Source organism: Mumia sp. ZJ1417, from assembly GCF_014127285.1.
GTDB lineage: Bacteria > Actinomycetota > Actinomycetes > Propionibacteriales > Nocardioidaceae > Mumia.
Genome location: NZ_CP059901.1, coordinates 436,080 through 457,345 on the forward strand (window position 1 = coordinate 436,080; position 21,266 = coordinate 457,345).

A 21,266-nucleotide genomic window follows, 5' to 3' on the forward strand; every position below is an offset into this window, starting at 1 on the left:
GCGGTCGGACGGCTGGGGAGCGACAGGTACCCTCGAGCGGGGCCGAGGGCCGCTCCCCGCGGCGCCCGCCCCCGCTGTCACGTCTCGGAGGAAGTCCCGCATGTCCCCGCGCCGCGTCACGGCGCCCGGTCTGGACGGCGTCCGTGCCCTCGCCGTCATTCTCGTCGTCGCCTTCCACGTCGCGCCGTCGGAGATGCCTGGCGGCTACGTCGGCGTCGACGTGTTCTTCGTCCTCAGCGGGTTCCTCATCACCGCCGTCCTCCTCGAGGACGCCTCGAGCCAGATGCGCTTCGACCTCCCCGCGTTCTGGACGCGACGCGCGCGCCGGCTCGTCCCCGCGGCGACGCTGATGATCGTCGTGGTCGCGGCGCTCACCCTGGCGGTCGGCCGCGACACCGGCGCCGGACTGCGCGCGCAGGTGCTCGGCGGGCTGACGTGGACGGCCAACTGGGTGCAGGTCGCCGGCGGGTGGGCGTACGCGGAGCAGGGGGAGCCGTCCGTCCTCAACCACCTGTGGTCGCTGGCGATCGAGGAGCAGTTCTACCTCCTGTGGCCGCTGCTGCTCGCCGTCGGGCTGCTCCTCCTCGCGCGCCGCCGGCTCGCGGTCGTCGTCGTGGCGCTCGCGCTCGCCTCGGTGGTCCTGATGAGCGTCCTGTACGACCCGGCGGACCCGACGCGTTCGTACGTGGGCACCGACACGCACGTCTTCGGCCTCTTGATCGGCGCCGCTCTCGCGCTCACCCGCGTCCCGCACCTGCTCCGCACCGACGGGTCTGCGACGAGCCCTGCCAAGCGCGCAGTGATCACCTGGATCGGTGTGGCGGGGCTGGTCGTGATCGCCTGGTACGCCGCGTCGGTGACCTGGTCGAGCGCCTGGCCGTACCGCGGGGGGCTGCTCGTCGCCAGCGTCGCGGCGCTCGCGCTCGTGCTGGCCGCAGCCAACCCGACCCCGTTGGCGACCCTGCTCTCCATCCCGCCGATGCGGTGGCTGGGTTCGCGCTCGTACGGGCTCTACCTCTGGCACTGGCCGCTCATCGTCTTCGCCACGCGGCTCGCGGCACCGGAGCACGCGGTGGCGGCGGGCATGGTCGCGGTGCTCCTCGCGGGGGCGGCGGCGGAGCTGTCGTACCGGTATGTCGAGACGCCCATGCGGGAGGACGGCATCGTGCTCACCCTCCGCCGGTGGGTGGCGCCCGTGGGCTGGCTCGTCGTCGAGCGCCGCCACCCGCGCCACCGCTGGGTCGTCACGCTCGGGACCGCGTGCGTGGTGGTCGCGGGGGCGGCCTTCGCCGTGGGGACCGCGCCGGACCGTAGCGCGCTCCAGGCGAGCCTGCTGCGCGGCCAGAAGGTTCTGGCGCACGCTGCCGACCCGGTGGTGGAGCAGGCCCCCAAGGCGGCCGCCTCCGCCCTCGGTGCGACCTGCCGGACCGTCGGCAAGACCGTACGGGTGAGCGCGTTCGGCGACTCCGTCCTCATCGCTGCCGCGCCTGCGCTCGTCAAGGCGATGCCGCGCCTCGACGCGACGGCCGAGGTCGGCTGGCAGTACGGCGACGTCGCGCGCGCGGTGCGCAGGGCGGCGGCGCGCGGAGAGCTCGGGAAGGTCGTGGTCATCGGCACGGGCACCAACGGGGTCATCGACCGGAAGGACCTCCAGCGCCTGGTCAGGCGGCAGCTTCGTGACAAGCAGGTGCTGCTGGTCTCGCCGCACGTCCCGGGACGCTCGTGGCAGCGGCCCGCGTCGTCGGCCGTACGGCGGGTCGCCGCGGACAACGACAACGCGACCCTCGTCGACTGGCAGCGTGCGGCGTCGCGCGCCGAGAACGTGCTCGCGACCGACCGGGTCCACCCGAACGCGGAGGGCGCCCGCGTCTACACCCGCACCCTCCGCAGCGCCCTCGGCGACTGCTGATCCGCCCGTCTCGTCCCCGGGAGTAGAGTTGAGCGGAATCGACTCAAGTTTCTGAGCGTTGATTCTGGTGACCTTTGACGTATCAGGAGAACCAGGGGAGATACATGGACGCTTCCAAGCTCACGACCCGGAGCCAGCAGGCGCTTGCGGCCGCGATCCAGGCCGCCGCCGCCGCCGGCAACCCTGCGGTCGACCCGTTGCACCTGCTCGACGCACTGCTCGACGCCGACGGCGGCACCGCCGTCCCGCTCCTGCAGGCCGCGGGTGCCGATCCGGCCGTCGCGCGCAGCCGTACGAAAGAGGCGATCGCGAGCCTGCCCTCCGCAGCAGGTCAGAGCGTCGCCACGCCGTCGTACGCGCGCGCCACGCTCGAGGTGCTGCAGCGCGCCCAGGACCTGGCCGGTGAGCTCGGCGACGAGTACGTCTCGACCGAGCACCTCATGGTCGGGCTCGCGACGGTGCAGTCGAAGGCCCGCGAGGTGCTCGACAGTGTCGGCGCGAACGCCGAGGCGCTCCGTGGTGCGTTCCAGACCGTACGAGGCTCCGCCAAGGTGACGAGCCAGGACGCGGAGGACACCTACCAGGCACTCGAGAAGTACGGCGTCGACCTCACCGAGGCCGCCCGCGAGGGCAAGCTCGACCCGGTGATCGGCCGCGATGCCGAGATCCGTCGTACGGTCCAGGTGCTGACCCGCCGTACCAAGAACAACCCCGTGCTGATCGGCGAGCCGGGCGTCGGCAAGACCGCCGTCGTCGAGGGCCTGGCCCAGCGGATCGTCGCGGGTGACGTCCCATCCTCGCTGCAGGGCAGGCGCCTGATCTCGCTCGACCTCGGCGCGATGGTCGCCGGCGCGAAGTACCGCGGCGAGTTCGAGGAACGGCTCAAGGCCGTCCTGCAGGAGATCAAGGACTCCGACGGCCAGATCATCACGTTCATCGACGAGCTCCACACCGTCGTCGGCGCCGGTGCGACCGGCGACTCCGCGATGGATGCGGGCAACATGCTCAAGCCGATGCTGGCCCGCGGTGAGCTGCGGATGGTCGGCGCGACGACGCTCGACGAGTACCGCGAGAACATCGAGAAGGACCCTGCGCTCGAGCGGCGCTTCCAGCAGGTGCTGGTCGACGAGCCGAGCGTCGAGGACACCATCGCGATCCTGCGCGGCCTCAAGGAGACGTACGAGGCGCACCACAAGGTCGAGATCTCTGACGCGGCGCTGGTCGCGGCGGCGGCACTGTCCGACCGCTACATCTCGGGCCGCCAGCTTCCCGACAAGGCGATCGACCTCGTCGACGAGGCAAGCAGCCGTCTGCGCATGGAGATCGACTCCAACCCGATCGAGATCGACACGCTCCGGCGTTCGGTCGACCGGATGCTGATGGAGGAGCTCCACCTCGAGAAGGAGACCGACGAGGGCAGTCGCGAGCGCCTCGAGAAGCTTCGCGCCGAGCTCGCCGACGCCCAGGAGCAGCTGCGTGGGCTTGAGGCCCGTTGGGAGCGTGAGCGCTCCGGGCTCAACGAGGTCGGCGAGATCAAGCAGCAGATCGACGAGAAGCGGCGCGAGGCCGAGCGGGCGCAGAACGCCGGCGACCTCGAGACGGCCGCACGGCTCAATTACGCCGAGATCCCGGCGCTGGAGAAGCAGCTCGAGTCGGCGGAGGCCGACGAGACAGCCGAGCCCGAGGAGAAGATGGTCAACGACCAGGTCGGGCCCGACGAGATCGCCGAGGTGATCGCGGCGTGGACCGGCATCCCGACGGGCCGTCTGCTCGAGGGCGAGACCGGCAAGCTGCTGCGCATGGAGGATGAGCTCGGCAACCGGCTGATCGGCCAGACCGAGGCGGTCAAGGCGGTCTCCGACGCCGTACGCCGCTCGCGCGCGGGCATCGCCGACCCGAACCGGCCGACGGGCTCGTTCCTGTTCCTCGGCCCGACCGGTGTCGGCAAGACCGAGCTGGCCAAGGCGCTCGCGGAGTTCCTGTTCGACGACGAGCGGGCGATGGTCCGCATCGACATGAGCGAGTACTCCGAGAAGCACTCCGTCTCACGGCTCGTCGGTGCCCCTCCGGGCTACGTCGGGTACGACGAGGGCGGTCAGCTCACGGAGGCGGTGCGCCGGCGCCCGTACAGCGTCGTGCTGCTCGACGAGGTCGAGAAGGCCCACCCCGAGGTCTTCGACCTCCTGCTCCAGGTGCTCGATGACGGGCGCCTGACCGACGGGCAGGGGCGGACGGTCGACTTCCGCAACGTCATCTTGATCCTCACCTCGAACCTGGGCTCGGTCTACCTGGCCGACCCGGCGCTCGAGGAGGCGCAGAAGCGCGAGAAGGTCATGGAGGTCGTACGGGCGTCGTTCCGGCCGGAGTTCCTCAACCGGCTCGACGAGGTCGTCATGTTCGACGCACTGTCGGTCGAGGACCTGACCCGCATCGTCGACCTGCAGATCGAGGCGCTGGCTCACCGACTGGAGTCGCGCCGGATCCGCCTTCGGGTCACCGACGAGGCCAAGTCGTGGCTCGCGACGACCGGTTTCGACCCGGCCTACGGTGCCCGCCCGCTGCGTCGCCTCATCCAGCAGGCGATCGGCGACCAGCTCGCGCGTGAGCTGCTCGCGGGCGACGTACGCGACGGTGACGAGGTCGTCGTCGATGTCGACCCGACCAAGGAAGGCCTGACCGTCGGCGCTGCATGACGCCGGCAGCGGTGAGCCAGGTCCCACCACGACCGAAGGGGTGGGACCAGGCTCACCGCGCACCACCACTCCCGTGATGGGATGACCCCATGGCGAACCCGACGACCGCCCGTCCGCAAAAGGTGATGATGGCCTGCCTCACGGCGGGGGTGGCGTCCGTCCTGGTCCTGATCAGCGTGTTGACGACCCTGTCGGGCTGGGGCTCGCTCGAGGTCCGCGAGCAGGTGGAGCGCACGCTCGACGCCTCTCCCATCACTGGGACGCTCACCGTGGACCAGGCGCTCAGCTGGCTGCGGGTGATCCTCATGGCCGCCGGCGCGCTCGCGACGACGTCGATCGTCCTCGCGGTCTGGACCGCCAAGCGTCACAAGGGTGCGCGCATCGGGCTCACGGTCTCCTCTCTCCTGTCGACCGTGACGTTCGCGTCGACGGGTGCCACGGGGATCATCCCCGCCATGCTCGGCGTGATGGTCGTCGTGTTCCTGTGGAGTGCGGAGTCCCGTGCCTGGTTCGCCGGACGGGAGATCGAGCCCGCAAACGCGGCGACCTCGCCGCGCGAAGCGCCCGCGCCTCGTCCCGTGCACACGACGACCACGCCGCCCGTGCGTGCGCCCGAGCCCGGTTCGGAGGCCTCGCAGCCCCCGCCGTCGCCACGCCCGTACGCCGCCGGCCCCGGCTCGTACCAGCACCCGTTCCCCGGCCCCGCGCAGCAGCAGCCGCCCGTGGCCCCGTACGGCCAGCCGCCCGCGCCGTACGGCCAGCAGACGCCGTACGGCCGCCCCGGGCAGCTCCCGCGCCCCCGTCCGCTGATCACCGCGGCCGTCACCGCGACCGTGCTGTCGGGCATCGTCGCCGCGGTGTTCGGCCTCAACGCGCTGATCTACCTCGTGTCGCCGTCCCAGTACGTCGACATGCTGACGAACCCGCCGATGTTCTCCGAGTCGGAGGTGCAGCAGCTCGTCGGGGACGACCCGCAGGGCTATGCCCGCGACATGTTCCTGATCTCGCTCACGCTCGGCGTCCTCGCGGTCGCCGGAGCCGTGTCGGCACTGACGCTGCTGGTGCGCAAGCCGGCGGCGCGCATCGTCTTCACCGTCGTCGCCGGCCTCAGCATGGTGGCGTCGGTGGCCCTCGCGCCGCTCGGCGTGGTCTGGCTCGTCGCCCAGGTCGCGTGCGTCATGCTCGTGTGGCGGCGCGAGGTCACCGCGTGGCTACGGGTGGGTCGCTGACCGTACGGGTCAGCTGACCTGGTCCAGCAGCGCCTGCATCCGCGCGATCTCGGCGCCCTGGCCCGACGCGATGTCGGCCGCCATCTCGCTGGCCATCAGGTCCGCGCCCTCGGTCTGCGCGCTGTCGGACATCGCCACCGCGCCCTCGTGGTGCTGGATCATCCCGCGCAGGAAGAGACGGTCGAACGCGGCGCCGTCGGCGTCGGCGAGCTCCTCCATCTCCTCCTCGGTGAGCATCCCGTGGGAAGGGTCGCGCATCGCGGTCGTGCCCCCGTGACCGCCGTGCCCTCCGTGTCCGGACGCGCCCTCGGGGACCGGCAGCTCGCGGACCTCCAACCAGGCGGCCATCGCGTGGATCTCGGGGCCCTGTGACGCGGAGATGCGGTCGGCGAGGCTCCGGACGCTCGCGTCCTCGGCTCGGGTCTTCGCGAGCTCGGTCATCTCGATCGCCTGCAGGTGGTGCGCGATCATGCCGGTCACGAACTCGACGTCGGCCTTGTTGTAGGACGTCGAGTCGGGGTAGTCGCTCGGCGCGAGCGTCCGGTTCGACTCCCCTGGCAGACCGGGCTGGATGACCGTGCTCTGCGCCGGTGGCGGATCCGTCGCGTCCGCCCCGTCGGCGTCGCCGTCACCGGAGCACGAGGCCAGGAGCGCCGTGCCGAGAGCGAGGGCGGAGAGCCTGACGACGACCGAACCACGCACGCGATCTACCACGGAGATGTTCCCTTCGACGACTCATTGCGACCTACGAAGCGTTGCGGAGTTAGGCATTTGGCGCAATGCTTCGATCAACATCTTCCAGGAAGGTCCTCCGCATGAGACCCACGCGTCGTGATCGACTACCCCGCGCCCTCGCCGTGACCGCCGGCGCTGCGGCGCTCGTCGTCAGCACCCTGGCAGGGGCAGCGCCCTCCATCGGCGTCCCCGATGACGGGAGCGAGTCGCCCGCACCGGTGGCCGCTCAGCGTCTGGCCGCCGTCGATGACGCCGACACCGAGCTCGGCGTCGGTGAGACGGCCTCCAGCCCGAACATGAAGCTGCTCGCGAACATCCCCAAGAACGGCGCCTTCGCCGAGGAGGCGGCGTTCAGCACCGACCTGGCGTTCAAGGGCAACTACGCCTACGCAGGCAACTACAACGGCTTCACCGTGTACGACATCAAGAAGGGCAGCCGCCCCACGCAGGTCGCGCAGGTCGTCTGCCCGGGCTCCCAGAACGACATCTCGGTGAGCGGCAACCTGCTGATCCTGAGCACCGACTCGAGCCGCAGCAACGCTTCCTGCGACAACATCGGCCAGTCGGCGTCGGTGAAGGAGTCGTGGGAGGGCCTGAAGGTCTTCGACATCAGCAAGCCCGCGTCGCCGAAGTACGTCGCGTCGGTCGAGACGAAATGCGGATCGCACACGCACACGCTCGCGCCGTCGAAGGACAAGAAGAACCTCTACGCGTACGTCTCGTCGTACTCGCCGAACGTCGCGTTCCCCGACTGCCAGCCGCCGCACGACCTGATCAGCATCGTGAAGATCCCGGTCAAGAACCCGGCCGCAGCCGCAATCGTCGCTGAGCCGGTGGTGTTCCCCGACGGCGGTAACCCGCCCGGCGGCTACTCGTCGACGACGTCGGGCTGCCACGACATCACGGCGTACCCGTCGAAGGACATCGCCGCGGGCGCCTGCATGGGTGACGGCGTGCTGTTCGACATCAAGGACCGTGAGAAGCCGAAGGTCATCGAGCAGGTCCGCGACACGACCAACTTCGCGTTCTGGCACTCGGCGACGTTCAACAACGCCGGCACCAAGGTCGTCTTCACCGACGAGCTCGGCGGCGGCGGTGGCCCGACCTGCAACCCGACCGTCGGCGACGTCAAGGGCGCGGACGCGATCTACGACATCACCAAGGCCAAGAAGCTTGAGTTCAAGAGCTACTTCAAGATCCCGCGGACCCAGGCCAACACCGAGAACTGTGTGGCGCACAACGGGTCCCTCATCCCGATCAAGGGCAAGGACATCATGGTCCAGGCCTGGTACCAGGGCGGGATCTCGGTGTGGGACTTCACCGACTCGGCCAACCCGAAGGAGCTGGCGTGGTTCGACCGCGGCCCGCTCTCGGCGGAGCGGCTGATCCTCGGTGGATCGTGGTCGGCGTACTACTACAACGGCTACATCTACTCGAACGACATCCAGAAGGGCTTCGACGTGTTCGGGGTCAAGGACCGCAGGCTGGCAGGTGCGAAGGGCTACAAGTACGACGAGCTCAACCCGCAGTCGCAGCCGTCGTTCTCGCGTGGCCACGGCCACGGCGGCAGGCACTGATCGCCTGACGTACGAACCAACGAAAGGACCCGGCGTTCCGGCCAGCATCTGGTCGGAACGCCGGGTCTTTCAGCGTCAGAGGTTGATCATGTGGCCCGCTGCGCCGTGGATGACCTCCTGCACGGCCTCGGACAGCGTCGGGTGCGCGTGCACGTTGCGGGCGACCTCGTCGGCCGTGAGGTCCCAGCGCTGCGCCAGCGTGAGCTCGCCGAGCATCTCGGTGACCTCCGGGCCGATCAGGTGGGCACCCAGCAGCTCGTTGTAGGTCTTGTCCGTCACGAGCTTCACGAAGCCGGCCGTGTCGGCGAGACCCGGGGCCTTGCCGTTGGCCGTGAAGGGGAACTTGTCGACCTTGACGTCGAAGCCCTTCTCCTTGGCCTGCGCCTCGGTGTAGCCGAACGACGCGATCTGCGGGTGGCAGAAGGTCGCGCGCGGCATCATCACGTAGTCGAGCGGGAACGTCTCGACGCCACCGATCATCTCGGCCGCCACGATCCCCTGCGCCTCTGCGACGTGGGCGAGCATGAGCTTGGCCGTGACGTCACCGATCGCATAGATGCCGTCGACGTTGGTCCGCATGTACTCGTCGATCTCGATCGCGCCGCGCGGCGACACCGTCACGCCCGCCTTGTCGAGCCCGATGCCCTCGCTGCGCGGAGCGAAGCCGATCGCCTGGAGGACCTTGTCGGCTTCGAGGACCTCCTCCTTGGCGTTGCCCTCGGGATCGCGGGTGACAGTGACCTTCACCTTGTCGCCGGAGTCGTCGATCGCGTCGACGCGGGTCGAGGTGAGGATCTCGATGCCGAGCTTCTTGTAGGCCTTCGTGAGCTCCTTGGACACGTCCGCGTCCTCGTTGGGGACGGCGCGGTCGAGGAACTCGACGATGGTGACCTTCACGCCGTACGAGTTGAGGACGTACGCGAACTCGACGCCGATCGCGCCGGCGCCGGCGACGATGATCGACTCGGGCAGGCTGTCGGCGAGGATCTGCTCCTCGTACGTGACGACGCGGTCGGACAGCTGCGTGCCGGGGAGCAGTCGGGTGTAGGACCCCGTAGCGATGATGCAGGAGTCGAAGGTGACCTCCTGCGTCCCGCCGTCGTTGAGGGACACCGCGATCGACTGGGGACCGGTGAAGGCTCCGGTGCCGTGGATCTCGGTGATCTTGTTCTTCTTCATCAGGAAGTGGACGCCCTTGACGCGGCCGTCGGCGACCTCACGGCTGCGCGAGTAGGCCTTGCCGTAGTCGAGGGTGACCTCACCCACGCCGATGCCGAAGACGGACTCGGCCTCGTGCTGGATGAGGTGCGCCAGCTCGGCGTTGCGCAGGAGCGACTTGCTCGGGATGCATCCGACGTTGAGGCAGACACCTCCCCAGTACTTGGGCTCGATGACAGCCACGGACTTGCCCAGCTGTGCGGCACGGATCGCGGCGACGTAGCCGCCCGGTCCGGCGCCAAGGACGACGACGTCGAAGTGATCGCTCATGTCTCAATCGTAGGGAGGTGAGGCACATCACGTCCGAGCGGTCGGCGATTCTGCCCTCATCCGCGCCAGGTGAAACCGCGGCGTACGCTCGAAGTCATGGAAGAAACGCAGGTATTGCCGCGCCCGCGACCTCACGTCGTCGTCGTCGGCGGTGGCTTCGGTGGCGTCGCGGCGGTGCGAGCGCTCGGCAAGGCCGACGTGGACGTGACGCTGGTTGACCGGCACACCTACAACACGTTCCAGCCCCTGCTGTACCAAGTCGCGACGGCAACGCTCAATCCCGGCGACATCACGTGGTTCCTCCGCTCGATCCGCGCGAAGCAGGACAACGTACGTTTCCTCAAGGGCACGGTCGTCTCGATGGAGCACTCGACCCGCACGATCAGCCTCGACGGCGGTCTGACGCTCTCGTACGACTACCTGATCATCGCCTCGGGCGTCACCGCGAACTTCTTCGGCATCCCCGGGGCGGAGGAGTTCTCGCTGCCGCTTTACAAGCGCTCCCAGGCGCTGGCGGTGCGCGACCGGATGTTCGAGATCCTCGAGGACGCCGCGGTCAACGGCCAGAACACCGACTTCCGGGCGATTGTCGTCGGCGGCGGCCCGACCGGTGTCGAGACGGCGGGCGCGCTGGCTGAGATGCGCAACGTCGACATGCCGGTGACCTACCCGGAGATCGACAACGAGCGCATCCACATCACGCTCGTCGAGATGGCGCCGCACGTGCTCGGCCCGTTCGCGCCGAAGCTGCGCAACTACACGAAGAAGTCGCTCGAGAAGCGTGGCGTCGACCTTCGTCTGGAGACGTCGGTGAAGGAGGTCCGACCCGACGGGGTCGTCGTGAACGACGGTGAGTTCATCCCGGCGGACATGGTCATCTGGGCCTCCGGCATCACGACGCACCCGATCATCGCGAACTGGGGCGTCCCCCTCGGGCGTGGGCGCCGCATCATGGTCGACGATCACCTGCGGGTCCAGGGTCTGGACAACGTGTACGCCGTGGGCGACATCGCCGTCGAGGACGGCGACCGGGCGCTGCCGCAGCTCGCGCAGCCGGCGCTCCAGGGTGGCAAGTACATCGCGAAGGACATCAAGAAGCGGCTCAAGGGCCAGGAGCACAAGCCGTTCCGGTACGTCGACAAGGGCACGATGGCGACCATCGGCCGCAGCTCCGCCGTGGCCGAGCTCAGGCCTTTCGGCAAGCTCACGGGCTTCGCTGCCTGGGTGACGTGGATCCTCATCCACCTGTACTTCCTGCTGGGCAACCGCAACCGGCTCGCGACGATGATCAACCTGGGCTCGCGCTACATCTTCTGGAAGGGCGGCCACAACGCGATCGTCGGCGAGACGCCGCCGGTCATCGCGCGGCATGCGCCGCCGAGGGCCGTCCTCAGCACGCCGGTCGGGGTGCTGACCGAGACGGTTGTGCCAGCCGAGGTGCCTGGGGTCGAGCCTGCGCCGAAGCCGGAGGAGCTGGCGGCCGGGCCGGCCGACGAGAAGGCGCCCGAGCGCGTCGAGGAGTCCGCGGACCGCACCGCGTGAGCGCCGCGCCGTTGCACGTCGCGCTGACGGACGGGTATGTCCTGCGCCGAGCGACACCCGACGACGCTCCCGCGCTGGCGGCGGCGGCACGGGGCGACCGCACGCATCTCGCGCCGTGGGAGCCCGTCAGGCCTGACGGCTACTTCACCGACGCTGCAGAGCGTGAGCGACTCGTCGCCCGGACGGCCGACGACGCTGCCGGTCGCAGCATCACGACGCTGATCGTTGCCGACGACGGCGCGGTCGCCGGTTCGCTCAACCTCAACGACGTCGTCGCCGGGGCCTACCGGAACGGCCACCTCGGCTACTGGCTGGGCTCGGCGCACACTGGCCGCGGGCTGATGACCAGGGCCGTCGACGCGGTCTGCGACCACGCCCGTGGCCTCGGTCTCCACCAGGTCCAGGCCGCGACGCTGCTCCACAACGAGGCGTCGCAGGCCGTCCTGCGGCGTACCGGGTTCGCGCACATCGGTCAGGCGCGCGACTACCTGTTCATCGCCGGCCGCTGGCAGGACCACCTGCTGTTCCAGCGGATCCTCAGCGACGAGCCGCCTCGCACCTGACTCGTACGGCTAGGGTGCGGCCATGCCTCGTATCACCGTCGCCGGTCGTGCCACCCAGAGCCACCCCGCCGAACGCGGCACCGTCCAGGTGCTCGTGAGCTTCGCCGGAGAGCGTCGCGCCGACGTGGTGGCGCGCTCCGAGCAGGCCCATGCCTCGCTGGTCGAGCAGGCCAAGGATGCGGTCGCCGGCGGTGCCGCGACATGGTGGGGCGCCGACCAGGTCGCCGCCTTCCCGTACGACGAGTGGATCAAGCCCAGCGCTCACGAGGACCAGATCAAGGTCCGGCGCTTCCGTACGAATGCGGCGATCCACGTGAAGTTCGCCGACTTCGCGGCACTCTCGTCCTGGGTCGGCGCGGTGTCGCTGGAGCCCGGTGTCACGATCCGGTCGATCGACTGGGCGCTGACCGAGGCACACCGCGACCGCGTCGTCGCAGAGGTACGGGCGGCCGCCGCACTCGATGCCGTCACGCGTGCGCAGGCCTACGCGGACGCGCTGGGGCTCGGCCCCGTCCGCCTGACCGCCCTGTACGAGGACGGGCTGCGACCCCACATCGGGAGCGGTGGCGCTCCTGGCCCGGGCGTGGCGATGCGCGCCGCCGCCGGGGGCGGCGGCAACGGCGGCGGCTTCGAGCTGCAGCCCGACGACATCGACGTCACCGCCGTCGTCACGGCCGACTTCGAGGCCGGCGCGACGATCTGATCCAGCGTCAGCGTCCGCGGCGGGTGCGCGCCTGGGACGAGAATCCCGCTGCGCCACCCGTACGCGAACCGCCCGACGCGGAGCCCGACCCGGAACGCTGCGCGCCGCTGCCCGCGCGCTGACCACCCGCGCTACGCGAGCTGTTCCCGCCGGAAGAGGCGCTCCCCGTGCCGCTGCCGCCACCACTGCGGCGGCGGCGGTTGCGTGCGACGTCGTTGCCGCCCTGGCCGCCACGGCCTCGGCCGTTGCCACGACCGCCGTTGGCGGAGGGCTGCGACGCCACCACGGGCGGAGGCGCGATCCGGTCGGCCTGCGGGCCGACGAGCTCGGCGAAGATCTCCGCACCCGGTGCCACGGCGTGCTCGGTCGGCTTGATCGCGGCGGCACGCATGAGCGAACGCACGTCGCGGCGCTGCTCGCTGGTGGCGACGGTGACGACGATGCCGGAAGCGCCCGCACGTGCCGTACGGCCGGAACGGTGCAGGTAGGCCTTGTGCTCGGACGGCGGATCGACGTGCACGACGAGCGACACGTCGTCCACGTGGATGCCGCGGGCGGCGATGTCGGTGGCGACCAGGACGCGCACCGAGCCGTCGGAGAACGCCGCGAGGTTGCGCTGGCGGGCGTTCTGGCTGAGGTTGCCGTGGAGGTCGACCGCGGGGATCCCGGCGTCGGTCAGCTTCTTGGCCAGCTTCTTGGCGGCGTGCTTCGTCCGCGTGAACGCGAGGGTCTTGCCCTCGCCGCCGACGAGCTCGTTGATGACCGCGGCCTTGTCGTCGTGCGCGACGGCGAGGACGTGGTGCTCCATGTCGGGCACGTGCGAGGTGGCCTCGTCGACGGAGTGCGTCACGGGCGAGGTCAGGTAGCGCTTCACCAGCGCGTCGACGCCGTTGTCGAGCGTCGCCGAGAACAGCATGCGCTGCGCGTTGCGCGGGGTCTGGTCCAGGACACGCTTGACGACGGGCAGGAAGCCGAGGTCGGCCATGTGGTCGGCCTCGTCGAGCACCGTGACCTCCACTGCGCGCAGATCGCAGTGGCCCTGCGCGATGAGGTCCTCGAGGCGACCGGGGGTCGCGACGACGACGTCGACGCCGTTGCGCAGTGCGGCGACCTGCGGGTTCTGACCGACGCCGCCGAAGATCGTCATCGCGCGCAGGTTGATCGCCTTCGCGAGCGGGGCGAGGGTCTCGAGCACCTGGACGGCGAGCTCGCGCGTCGGGACGAGGATCAGTGCGCGGGGCTGCTTCGAGCGGCGCGGGCGCTCGCTCGACGCGAGCACGGCCAGCGTCGGGAGGCTGAAGGCGACGGTCTTGCCGGAGCCCGTACGGCCGCGGCCGAGGACGTCACGGCCGGCAAGGGTGTCGGGCAGCGAGGCCGCCTGGATGGGGAAGGGGGTCGTGATCCCGCGCTGGGCGAGGGAGTCAACGAGGGGAGCAGGCACGCCGAGGTCGGCGAAGGTGGGCACAGAGGTGTCCTTCTATCGTGGGGGTGGCCGTGATTGCAGCCACTCACGAATGAGGACGGGAGGGCGCATGGTGCGCGCCGCTCGAGCAGACGACCGCGGACGCAGGGTGCGTCCTGCTCTCCACAATACCCGCATGACTGAGCACGTGACGAATTCAGTGGTGGCCGTCACACGGCGGCCTGAGCCGGTAGTCCCCTAGATTGCAGGGCATGGGCACGACGGCCCGTGCGACCAGAGAAGGCGGGCCGGTCACCGATCCCGTCCCGCCGTACGCGCGCGTTCCCGTGCTCTCGGCCGCGGCCGCCCTTGCCGTGGTCCTGCTCGCGACGGCCAACCGGTACGGGTTCCACCGCGACGAGCTCTACTTCCGGATGCTCGATCCGGCGTGGGGCTACGTCGACCAGCCGCCGTTGATCCCGCTCCTCGCGAACGCAATGACCGAGCTCGTCGCCGACGAGCCGTGGGCGGTGCGCCTGCCGGCGATCGTGGCCGTGGTCGCCTCGACGCTGGTCGCCGCCGCGCTCACCCGCGAGCTCGGCGGTGGGGCGCTCGCGCAAGGACTGTGCGCGTGGACCTTCGCGTTCGCGTCGTTCCCGCTGGTGGCCGGGCACGTGCTGGTGACGACGTCGACGGACCTTCTCGCCTGGATGGTCGCGTCGTGGTTCGCGATCCGTGCGTTGCTGCGGGACGACGCGCGGTGGTGGCTGGCGGTCGGTGTCGCGGTGGGCCTGGCGACGTACGGGCGGCTGCTGATCCCGTGGTGGGTGCTCGGCCTTGTCGTCGGGCTCGCGGTCGTCGGTCCTCGACGCGTGCTCCGCTCGGGGTGGTTCTGGGCCGGCGGCGCTGTCGCGGCGGTCGTGGGGATGCCGAATCTCGTCTACCAGGTCGTCAACGACTTCCCCCAGCTCGAGATGGGGGCGGCGCTGGCCGAGAACAACGCCGACGAGGTCCGCGTGATGATGTGGCCGTTCCTCTTCATCCTCTTCCCGGCGATCTGGGTGGTCGGGTCGGTGTCGCTCTGGCGGCGACCGGAGTGGCGGGTGCTGCGCGCCTTCGTCGTCGCGTTCGTGGTCGTCCTCGTGCTGACGTACGTCGGCGGAGCGCAGTTCTACTACCCGGCGGGTCTCCTTGCCGTGCTCTTCGCCGCCGGCTGGGTGCCGGCCGCCGCGTGGCTTGCCCGCTCGTCGGTCGCCGTACGGGTCGCGATCGGCGCTGCGCTCACCGTCTACGCGGCGGTCAGCGTCGCCGTCTCCCTGCCCGTGATCCCCGTGAGCGCCCTCACCAGCACGCCCGTCCCGGACATGAACACGACGGTCGTCGACCAGATCGGCTGGCCGACGTACGTCCGTCAGGTCGCCGACGTCTGGGAGACGGTGCCGAGCGACGAGCGCGAGCGCGCGGCGATCTTCACGTCCAACTACGGCGAGGCGGGGGCGATCGACCGGTATGGGCCTGCGCTCGGCCTGCCCACCCCGTACAGCGGGCAGAACGCTCTCCATGAGCAGGCTCGACCGCCCAGCGACACCGAGACGGTGGTGGTCGTGGGCGGGCAGTTTGCCCAGGCCCGCATGCTCTTCGAGGGGTGCGAGGTCGTGGGGCGGCTCGCGAACGGCACCGACGTCGACAACGAAGAAGAAGGGCTGCCCATTGGGGTGTGTCGCGGGCCGCTGCACCCGTGGCCGGAGCTCTGGGACGAGCTCCAGCACTTCGACTGAGCGCGACTCGTCAGGCGTGCCGTTCAACGGCTCAGCGCCACCGCTCGTCGCACGTGCGGGACCGTACGCCGACCGCTCGGACGCGCCCACCGACCCCCGCGCATGTGATCTGGCACACAGCAAGTCGGCCGCCTTAGGTTCACGCGAAGAGCCCTGACCGTGCACCCCGAGAGGCGAAGCCGTGATCGAGAGAACCAGCGCGGCGCAGGATGCGGCGTACGAACGCATCCATGCGACCGAGGAGTTCCGCACCCTCAAGAGCAAGTACCTGAGCTTCGTCGTCCCCGTGACGATCGGCTTCATGGCGTGGTACCTGCTCTACGTCGTCTGCTCCAACTGGGCTCCCGGATTCATGGGGACCAAGCTGGTCGGCAACATCAATGTGGCCCTGGTCTTCGGCCTCCTGCAGTTCGTGACCACGTTTGCGATCGCCGTCTGGTACTCGAAGTATTCCGCCAAGAACCTCGACCCGATCGCTGACGAGCTGCGCGCCGAGTTCGACGAGGAGGTCGCCCGATGAGCGGGACGAACGTGATCCTCGCGGCGGGCGAGGAGGGCGGGCACCAGACACTGACGACGGTGCTGTTCGTCGGCGTCGTGCTGCTGACGGTCGCCATCACCTTTTGGGCGAGCCGCAACACCAAGACCGCGGCCGACTACTACGCAGGCGGCCGCTCGTTCAGCGGCTTCCAGAACGGTCTCGCGATCGGCGGCGACTACATGTCGGCGGCGTCGTTCCTCGGGATCTCGGGCGCGATCGCCCTGTCGGGCTACGACGGATTCCTCTACTCGATCGGATTCCTCGTCGCCTGGCTGGTGGCACTGCTGCTGATCGCCGAGCTGCTGCGCAACTCTGGCCGCTTCACGATGGCCGACCAGCTGGCGTACCGGATGCGACAGAGGCCCGTCCGTACGGCGGCCTCGGTCTCGACCGTCGTGGTCTCGATCTTCTACCTGCTGGCCCAGATGGTCGGCGCCGGCGCGCTCGTGTCGCTGCTGCTCGGCGTCGAGGGCGACACGCTGAAGAACCTCACGATCGTCGGCGTCGGCATCCTGATGATCTTCTACGTCGTCGTCGGCGGCATGAAGGGCACGACCTGGGTGCAGATCGTCAAGGCCGTCCTCCTCATGGTCGGCACGCTGCTGATCAGCGTGCTCGTCCTCGCGAAGTTCAATTTCAACCTCTCCGAGCTGCTCGGCACGGCGGCCAGCAACTCCGGTCACGGGCAGGCGTTCCTCGAGCCGGGCCTGAAGTACGGCGCTGACTTCACCAGCAAGCTCGACTTCCTGTCGCTCGGCATCGCGCTCGTCCTCGGCACCGCCGGACTGCCGCACATCCTCATCCGCTTCTACACGGTCCCGACGGCGCGGCAGGCCCGCGTCTCGGTGAACTGGGCGATCGGCCTGATCGGCACGTTCTACCTGATGACGCTGATCCTCGGCTTTGGCGCAGCGGCGCTGCTGTCGGACAGCCAGTACGCGAAGGTCGCCGAGTCCGGAGGCAATCTCGCCTCACCCTTGCTCGCCGAAGCTGTCGGCGGTGGCGAAGGGTCGACGGGCGGCGCGATCTTGCTGGCGTTGATCGCGGCGGTGGCGTTCGCGACGATCCTTGCGGTCGTGGCGGGGCTGACCCTCGCGTCGGCGTCGTCGGTGGCCCACGACCTCTATGCCAACGTGATCAAGAAGGGCAAGGTCTCCGGGCAGGACGAGGTGAAGGTGGCGCGGATCGCGGCGTTCGTGATCGGTGGCGTCGCCATCGCGCTGGCGATCCCGGGACAGTCGCTCAATGTCGCCTTCCTGGTCGCCCTCGCCTTCGCGGTCGCGGCGTCGGCGAACCTCCCGGCGTTGATCTACAACCTGTTCTGGAAGAGCTTCAACACGCGCGGTGCGACGTGGAGCATCTACGGCGGCCTGATCTCCGCGGTCGGTCTCGTGTTCTTCTCGCCCGTCGTGTCGGGCAAGGTCAACCCGGAGACCGGAGAGAGCCTGTCGTTGTTCGGCACGGGCGTGGACTTCAGCTGGTTCCCGCTGGAGAACCCCGGCATCGTGTCGATCCCGATCGGCTTCTTCCTCGGCTGGCTGGGCACGGTCACCTCGAAGTCCAAGGCCGATCCGGTGAAGTACCGCGAGCTCGAGGTCCGGTCGATGACCGGAGCCGGCGCCGAGTGAGCGGCTGAGCGGCCACCAAGGCATACAGCTCCCCCGTTCCCGTGCGGCAGGCGCGCGAGAACGGGGAGTTGTACGTCCGCGCGGCCGCGTCGGTGAGGATGGTGGGTGTGATCGGGGTTCTCGAGGGGTTCGGCGTCATCACGGTGGTGATCGCCGTCGGGTTCGTCCTCGCCCACCTCGGCGTCGTCACGCTCGACTACCAGTGGATGCTGTCGAGGCTGGTCTTCTTCGTCGGCAGCCCGGCACTGCTCTTCTCGGTGCTCTCCGAGGTCGACGTGGCGGGTGCGCTGTCGCAGGCACTCGTGGCGAACGCCGTCAGTGTGGTCGTCGTCGCGGCGATCGCGCTCGCCCTCGCGCGCTGGCGGTGGCGGCGCGGGTGGGGCGATGCGACGTTGTCCGCGCTGACGGCGGGCTACGTGAACGCCGGGAACCTCGGCCTGCCGATCGCGATCTACGTCCTCGGCGACGCGTCGGCGGTCGCCGGCGCGCTGCTGCTCCAGCTGTTGGTGATCGCGCCGCTGGCGTTCGTCGTGCTCGACCAGTCCGGCTCGGGGGAGCGGCCGACGGTGCTCTCGGTGCTGTCACGCCCGTTTCGCAACCCCGTCACCGTCGGCGCCCTGATCGGCGTGGTCGTCGCTGTGTCGGGGGTGTCGGTGCCGCGATGGGTGGCCGATCCGATCGACCTGCTGGCCGGCCTCGCGATCCCCGGCATGCTGATCGCGTTCGGCATCTCGCTGCGGCTCGGCCCGAAGCCGGGGGCGAGCGGTGCGGGCGGTCAGGTCGCTGTGCTGAGCATGCTCAAGCTGGTCGTCCAGCCGCTCGTCGCCTACGTCGTGGCGCGCTTCCTTCTCGGGCTCGACGGCAGTGCGCTGCTCGCGGTCGTCGTGGTCGCCGGACTGCCGACGGCGCAGAACGTGTTCGTGACCGCGGTGCGGTACGACCGCGCGGTGCCCGTCGTGCGCGACGTCGTCTTCGCGACCACGGTCCTCTCGTTCGTCACGATCCTGACGATCGCCGCCCTACTGGCGTAAGACCCGGTGGTTGAGCCTGTCGAAACCGAGGCCCGCTGGTTGAGCCTGTCGAAACCGAGGCCCGGTGGTTGAGCCTGTCGAAACCTCACCCGTTCGGCAGGACCACCGCACGCCCGCGGATCTGCCCGGCATGCAGCCGCTCGTACGCCCGCGGCGCGTCGTCGAGCGAGTACGTCTCGATCTTGACATGGACCTGCTCGCGGTGCGCCATGTCGAAGACCTCGATCAGCTCGCTGCGCGTCCCCCAGTACGGGGAGCGGAACGTGGCGTCGTACGGGGTCACCCCGAACCCGACAGCCGCCGTCCCGCCGCCGATCCCGACGATCTGGACGTCGCCCTCGATCGCCACCGACGCCGAGGCGATCGTGACAGTCGGCGGTGCCCCGACGAAGTCGAAGACCACGGTGGCGCCGAGCCCGCCGGTCAGACCTCGGATCGCCGCGGGAGCGTCCGCGTTCGACAGGACCGTCTCGTGGGCCCCGACGTCCTTCGCGAGCGCGAGCTTCTCCTCGTTGACGTCGAGGGCGATCACGCGTGCGCCCGTGAGGGCGCGCAGGATCTGGATCGCGACGTGCCCCAGCCCGCCCGTCCCGATGACGACGGCGGTGCTTCCGGCGACGAGCTTGGGCATCGACGTCCGGATCGCGTGGTACGGCGTCAGCCCGGCGTCGGTGAGCGAGACGTTGCGGACGGGGTCGAGATCGCCGAGGGGCACGAGGTGTCGCGCGTCGTCGACGATCATGTACTCCGCCATCGCCCCCGGCGCGCCCAGACCCGGCGGCGCGATGCCGAGCTCGGCGGCGTACGGGCAGGAGTTCTCCGCGCCGCGTGCACAGGCGTGGCACCGCCCGCAGCCCCACGGGCCGTAGACGGCGACGGACGTCCCCAGCTCGAGGTTGGCGACCCCGTCGCCGAGGGCGTCGACCGTGCCTGCTCCCTCGTGGCCGAGGGTGAGCGGGATCCCGAACGTGTACGCCTCCTCGGGCAGGCTCATCACGAACTCGTCGGAGTGGCAGACACCGGCGGCGGTGACCTTGAGGCGGATCTGGCCCGGGCCCGGCTCCGGGGTGTCGATCTCCACGACACGAGGAGGCTGCCCGATCTCGAGGTACTGGAGTGCGCGCATCCGTCCACGCTAAGTCGGCACCCCCACCTCCGCCGGTCGAGCCCCCTCCGCTGGTCGAGCCTGTCGAGACCCCTCCGGCACAATGGCGCGCATGACCTCACGCGCGCTGGTCCTGGGCGGTGGCGGCATCACCGGCATCGCCTGGGAGATCGGGATGCTGCACGGACTCGCCGAGGCCGGCCTCGACCTGACCTCGGCCGACCTCGTCGTCGGGACGTCGGCGGGCTCCGTCGTGGGGGCGCAGGTGACCAACGGGGCGACGACCGAAGCCCTGTACGCCCGCCAGCTCGCGCCGCTCGGGACGCACGGGCCCGAGCCGATGTCCGCGATCGGCCGCGCCGTGACCGCCCAGTGGGTGTGGTCGGCGCTGCGGGCCGGGCGCGATCTCGAGGAGCTCGGGCGTCGTCTCGGCGCGTACGCCGTCCGCGCTGCGGAGTCGGGTCGCCTGCCGTCGGAGGACGAGCGCATCGCAGTGATCCGTGACCGCCTCGTCTCGCAGGACTGGCCCACGCGCGAGCTGCGCGTCACGGCCGTCGATGCGGCGTCGGGGCAGTTCCGTGTGTTCAGCGCGGCAGACGGTGTGCCGCTCGTGCGCGCGGTCGCCGCGAGCTGCGCAGTGCCGGGGGTGTACCCGCCGGTGTCGATCGAAGGGCGGCGCTACATCGACGGCGGGACGCGCTCGTCCGCGAACGCCGACCTGGCCGCTTCGTACGACCGGGTCGTCGCGCTGACGCCGCTGGCCAGCTCGTTTCCCGCCTCACGCGGTGCTGCCGCGCAGCTGCGCAAGGTGAGCGGGCGGACGACCGTCGTCGCCCCCCGTGCCGAGGCACGGCGCGCGATCGGCAAGAACGTGCTCGATCCCGCCGCGCGGGCAGCGACGGCTCGGGCAGGGTTCGTCCAGGCGACGGGCATCGCTGCGCAGGTCGCGGAGGTGTGGGGCTGATGGCGCGACGCCTCACCCCGCTGAGCGAGGAGCAGTGGGCGGAGCTGGCCGCGCGTCTCGACGAGGCGCGGGAGTCCGGTACCGACGCGACGCCGGCCGATCTGCGGGCCGCCACGAAGCACCTGCTGGCGCTGCTTGACCAGCGGGCGCCGGGCAACAGCGTCGAGGTACGGGTGCCTCCGTTCGCCGCCGTGCAGGTGATCCCCGGGGCGCGTCACACCCGCGGCACCCCTCCGGCGGTCGTCGAGATGGACCCCGCCACGTGGATCGCGCTCGCCACCGGGCGTACGACGTGGGGGGAGACGGTCGCGGCGGGACGGGTCCACGCGTCGGGCGAGCGCAGCAACCTGACGCCGTACCTGCCGCTGGTGTGATCGA

The 21,266-nt window shown here is 70.2% G+C and carries 17 protein-coding genes and 1 pseudogene; 13 read left to right on the forward strand and 5 right to left on the reverse strand.

Going from position 1 to position 21,266, the window contains the following annotated elements; translation table 11 throughout:
* Positions 1-39: 39 nt before the first annotated feature.
* A pseudogene (locus H4N58_RS20850) lies at positions 40-159 on the reverse strand (twin-arginine translocation signal domain-containing protein); the annotation flags it as partial.
* On the opposite strand from H4N58_RS20850, the gene H4N58_RS02040 reads away from it, so the two are divergent.
* From H4N58_RS02040 to H4N58_RS02050, 3 genes are all read left to right on the forward strand, one after another.
* Entirely contained in the window at positions 101-1,909 is a 1,809-nt protein-coding gene (locus H4N58_RS02040) for an acyltransferase family protein (RefSeq protein WP_167249241.1), read from the forward strand. The pseudogene H4N58_RS20850 and the gene H4N58_RS02040 sit on opposite strands and share 59 nt — an antisense overlap.
* 104 nt (positions 1,910-2,013) lie before the next feature.
* Positions 2,014-4,602: an ATP-dependent chaperone ClpB gene (clpB, locus tag H4N58_RS02045; RefSeq protein ID WP_167249239.1), complete on the forward strand. Its 2,589-nt coding sequence runs from the start codon at positions 2,014-2,016 to the stop codon at positions 4,600-4,602.
* Between the two features lie 89 nt (positions 4,603-4,691).
* Entirely contained in the window at positions 4,692-5,831 is a 1,140-nt protein-coding gene (locus H4N58_RS02050) for a hypothetical protein (RefSeq protein ID WP_167248752.1), read from the forward strand.
* Positions 5,832-5,840: 9 nt separating this feature from the next.
* Here H4N58_RS02050 and H4N58_RS02055 read toward each other — a convergent pair whose 3' ends face one another.
* A complete protein-coding gene (locus H4N58_RS02055) occupies positions 5,841-6,533 on the reverse strand; it encodes a DUF305 domain-containing protein (RefSeq protein ID WP_167249237.1) in 693 nt (230 codons plus the stop codon).
* Between the two features lie 113 nt (positions 6,534-6,646).
* On the opposite strand from H4N58_RS02055, the gene H4N58_RS02060 reads away from it, so the two are divergent.
* Entirely contained in the window at positions 6,647-8,143 is a 1,497-nt protein-coding gene (locus H4N58_RS02060; protein ID WP_167001322.1) for an LVIVD repeat-containing protein, read from the forward strand.
* 75 nt (positions 8,144-8,218) lie between these two features.
* Here H4N58_RS02060 and lpdA read toward each other — a convergent pair whose 3' ends face one another.
* Positions 8,219-9,631, reverse strand: a complete 1,413-nt coding sequence (gene lpdA, locus H4N58_RS02065; protein ID WP_167249235.1) for a dihydrolipoyl dehydrogenase — start codon at positions 9,629-9,631, stop codon at positions 8,219-8,221.
* Positions 9,632-9,727: 96 nt separating this feature from the next.
* Between lpdA and H4N58_RS02070 the strand changes: the two genes are divergently transcribed.
* The 3 genes from H4N58_RS02070 to H4N58_RS02080 are packed head-to-tail and all read left to right on the forward strand — an operon-like array spanning position 9,728 to position 12,439.
* Positions 9,728-11,173: an NAD(P)/FAD-dependent oxidoreductase gene (locus H4N58_RS02070; protein ID WP_167001324.1), complete on the forward strand. Its 1,446-nt coding sequence runs from the start codon at positions 9,728-9,730 to the stop codon at positions 11,171-11,173.
* The gene (locus H4N58_RS02075) at positions 11,170-11,736 is read left to right on the forward strand and encodes a GNAT family N-acetyltransferase (RefSeq protein ID WP_208322836.1); all 567 of its coding nucleotides are present in this window, start codon (positions 11,170-11,172) and stop codon (positions 11,734-11,736) included. Before H4N58_RS02070 ends, H4N58_RS02075 begins: the two co-directional genes overlap by 4 nt.
* A 22-nt stretch (positions 11,737-11,758) precedes the next feature.
* Positions 11,759-12,439 (forward strand): SIMPL domain-containing protein, encoded by a 681-nt coding sequence (locus H4N58_RS02080; RefSeq protein ID WP_167001325.1) that lies wholly within the window; start codon positions 11,759-11,761, stop codon positions 12,437-12,439.
* A 7-nt stretch (positions 12,440-12,446) separates the two neighbouring features.
* On the opposite strand, the gene H4N58_RS02085 is transcribed toward H4N58_RS02080, so the two are convergent.
* Entirely contained in the window at positions 12,447-13,904 is a 1,458-nt protein-coding gene (locus H4N58_RS02085; protein ID WP_167249233.1) for a DEAD/DEAH box helicase, read from the reverse strand.
* A 209-nt stretch (positions 13,905-14,113) separates the two neighbouring features.
* Between H4N58_RS02085 and H4N58_RS02090 the strand changes: the two genes are divergently transcribed.
* The 4 genes from H4N58_RS02090 to H4N58_RS02105 all read left to right on the forward strand — a co-directional run bounded on the left by H4N58_RS02090 (position 14,114) and on the right by H4N58_RS02105 (position 18,819).
* Positions 14,114-15,619, forward strand: coding sequence for a glycosyltransferase family 39 protein (locus H4N58_RS02090; RefSeq protein WP_167249230.1), 1,506 nt, complete (start codon positions 14,114-14,116; stop codon positions 15,617-15,619).
* Positions 15,620-15,800: 181 nt separating this feature from the next.
* The gene (locus tag H4N58_RS02095; RefSeq protein ID WP_167249228.1) at positions 15,801-16,139 is read left to right on the forward strand and encodes a DUF485 domain-containing protein; all 339 of its coding nucleotides are present in this window, start codon (positions 15,801-15,803) and stop codon (positions 16,137-16,139) included.
* Positions 16,136-17,788, forward strand: coding sequence for a cation acetate symporter (locus tag H4N58_RS02100; RefSeq protein WP_167249226.1), 1,653 nt, complete (start codon positions 16,136-16,138; stop codon positions 17,786-17,788). Before H4N58_RS02095 ends, H4N58_RS02100 begins: the two co-directional genes overlap by 4 nt.
* 98 nt (positions 17,789-17,886) lie before the next feature.
* Positions 17,887-18,819 (forward strand): AEC family transporter, encoded by a 933-nt coding sequence (locus H4N58_RS02105; protein WP_255490713.1) that lies wholly within the window; start codon positions 17,887-17,889, stop codon positions 18,817-18,819.
* 85 nt (positions 18,820-18,904) lie between these two features.
* On the opposite strand, the gene H4N58_RS02110 is transcribed toward H4N58_RS02105, so the two are convergent.
* On the reverse strand, positions 18,905-19,945 hold the full coding sequence (locus H4N58_RS02110) for an NAD(P)-dependent alcohol dehydrogenase (protein WP_167249222.1): 1,041 nt from the start codon (positions 19,943-19,945) through the stop codon (positions 18,905-18,907).
* Between the two features lie 91 nt (positions 19,946-20,036).
* Between H4N58_RS02110 and H4N58_RS02115 the strand changes: the two genes are divergently transcribed.
* Both H4N58_RS02115 and H4N58_RS02120 read left to right on the forward strand, forming a co-directional pair.
* Complete coding sequence (locus H4N58_RS02115; RefSeq protein ID WP_167249220.1) at positions 20,037-20,888, forward strand: patatin-like phospholipase family protein; 852 nt, start codon at positions 20,037-20,039, stop codon at positions 20,886-20,888.
* Positions 20,888-21,262: a sterol carrier family protein gene (locus H4N58_RS02120; protein WP_167249218.1), complete on the forward strand. Its 375-nt coding sequence runs from the start codon at positions 20,888-20,890 to the stop codon at positions 21,260-21,262. Before H4N58_RS02115 ends, H4N58_RS02120 begins: the two co-directional genes overlap by 1 nt.
* Positions 21,263-21,266 lie beyond the last annotated feature (4 nt).

What these genes read in the sequence shown, in the direction of transcription:
- H4N58_RS02040 (WP_167249241.1), top strand. Translation starts at nt 101, where the DNA reads ATGTCCCCGCGCCGCGTCACGGCGCCCGGTCTGGACGGCGTCCGTGCC.
- clpB (WP_167249239.1), top strand. Translation starts at nt 2,014, where the DNA reads ATGGACGCTTCCAAGCTCACGACCCGGAGCCAGCAGGCGCTTGCGGCC.
- H4N58_RS02050 (WP_167248752.1), top strand. Translation starts at nt 4,692, where the DNA reads ATGGCGAACCCGACGACCGCCCGTCCGCAAAAGGTGATGATGGCCTGC.
- H4N58_RS02060 (WP_167001322.1), top strand. Translation starts at nt 6,647, where the DNA reads ATGAGACCCACGCGTCGTGATCGACTACCCCGCGCCCTCGCCGTGACC.
- lpdA (WP_167249235.1), bottom strand. Translation starts at nt 9,631, where the DNA reads ATGAGCGATCACTTCGACGTCGTCGTCCTTGGCGCCGGACCGGGCGGC.
- H4N58_RS02070 (WP_167001324.1), top strand. Translation starts at nt 9,728, where the DNA reads ATGGAAGAAACGCAGGTATTGCCGCGCCCGCGACCTCACGTCGTCGTC.
- H4N58_RS02080 (WP_167001325.1), top strand. Translation starts at nt 11,759, where the DNA reads ATGCCTCGTATCACCGTCGCCGGTCGTGCCACCCAGAGCCACCCCGCC.
- H4N58_RS02090 (WP_167249230.1), top strand. Translation starts at nt 14,114, where the DNA reads ATGGGCACGACGGCCCGTGCGACCAGAGAAGGCGGGCCGGTCACCGAT.
- H4N58_RS02100 (WP_167249226.1), top strand. Translation starts at nt 16,136, where the DNA reads ATGAGCGGGACGAACGTGATCCTCGCGGCGGGCGAGGAGGGCGGGCAC.
- H4N58_RS02105 (WP_255490713.1), top strand. Translation starts at nt 17,887, where the DNA reads ATGGTGGGTGTGATCGGGGTTCTCGAGGGGTTCGGCGTCATCACGGTG.
- H4N58_RS02110 (WP_167249222.1), bottom strand. Translation starts at nt 19,945, where the DNA reads ATGCGCGCACTCCAGTACCTCGAGATCGGGCAGCCTCCTCGTGTCGTG.
- H4N58_RS02115 (WP_167249220.1), top strand. Translation starts at nt 20,037, where the DNA reads ATGACCTCACGCGCGCTGGTCCTGGGCGGTGGCGGCATCACCGGCATC.
- H4N58_RS02120 (WP_167249218.1), top strand. Translation starts at nt 20,888, where the DNA reads ATGGCGCGACGCCTCACCCCGCTGAGCGAGGAGCAGTGGGCGGAGCTG.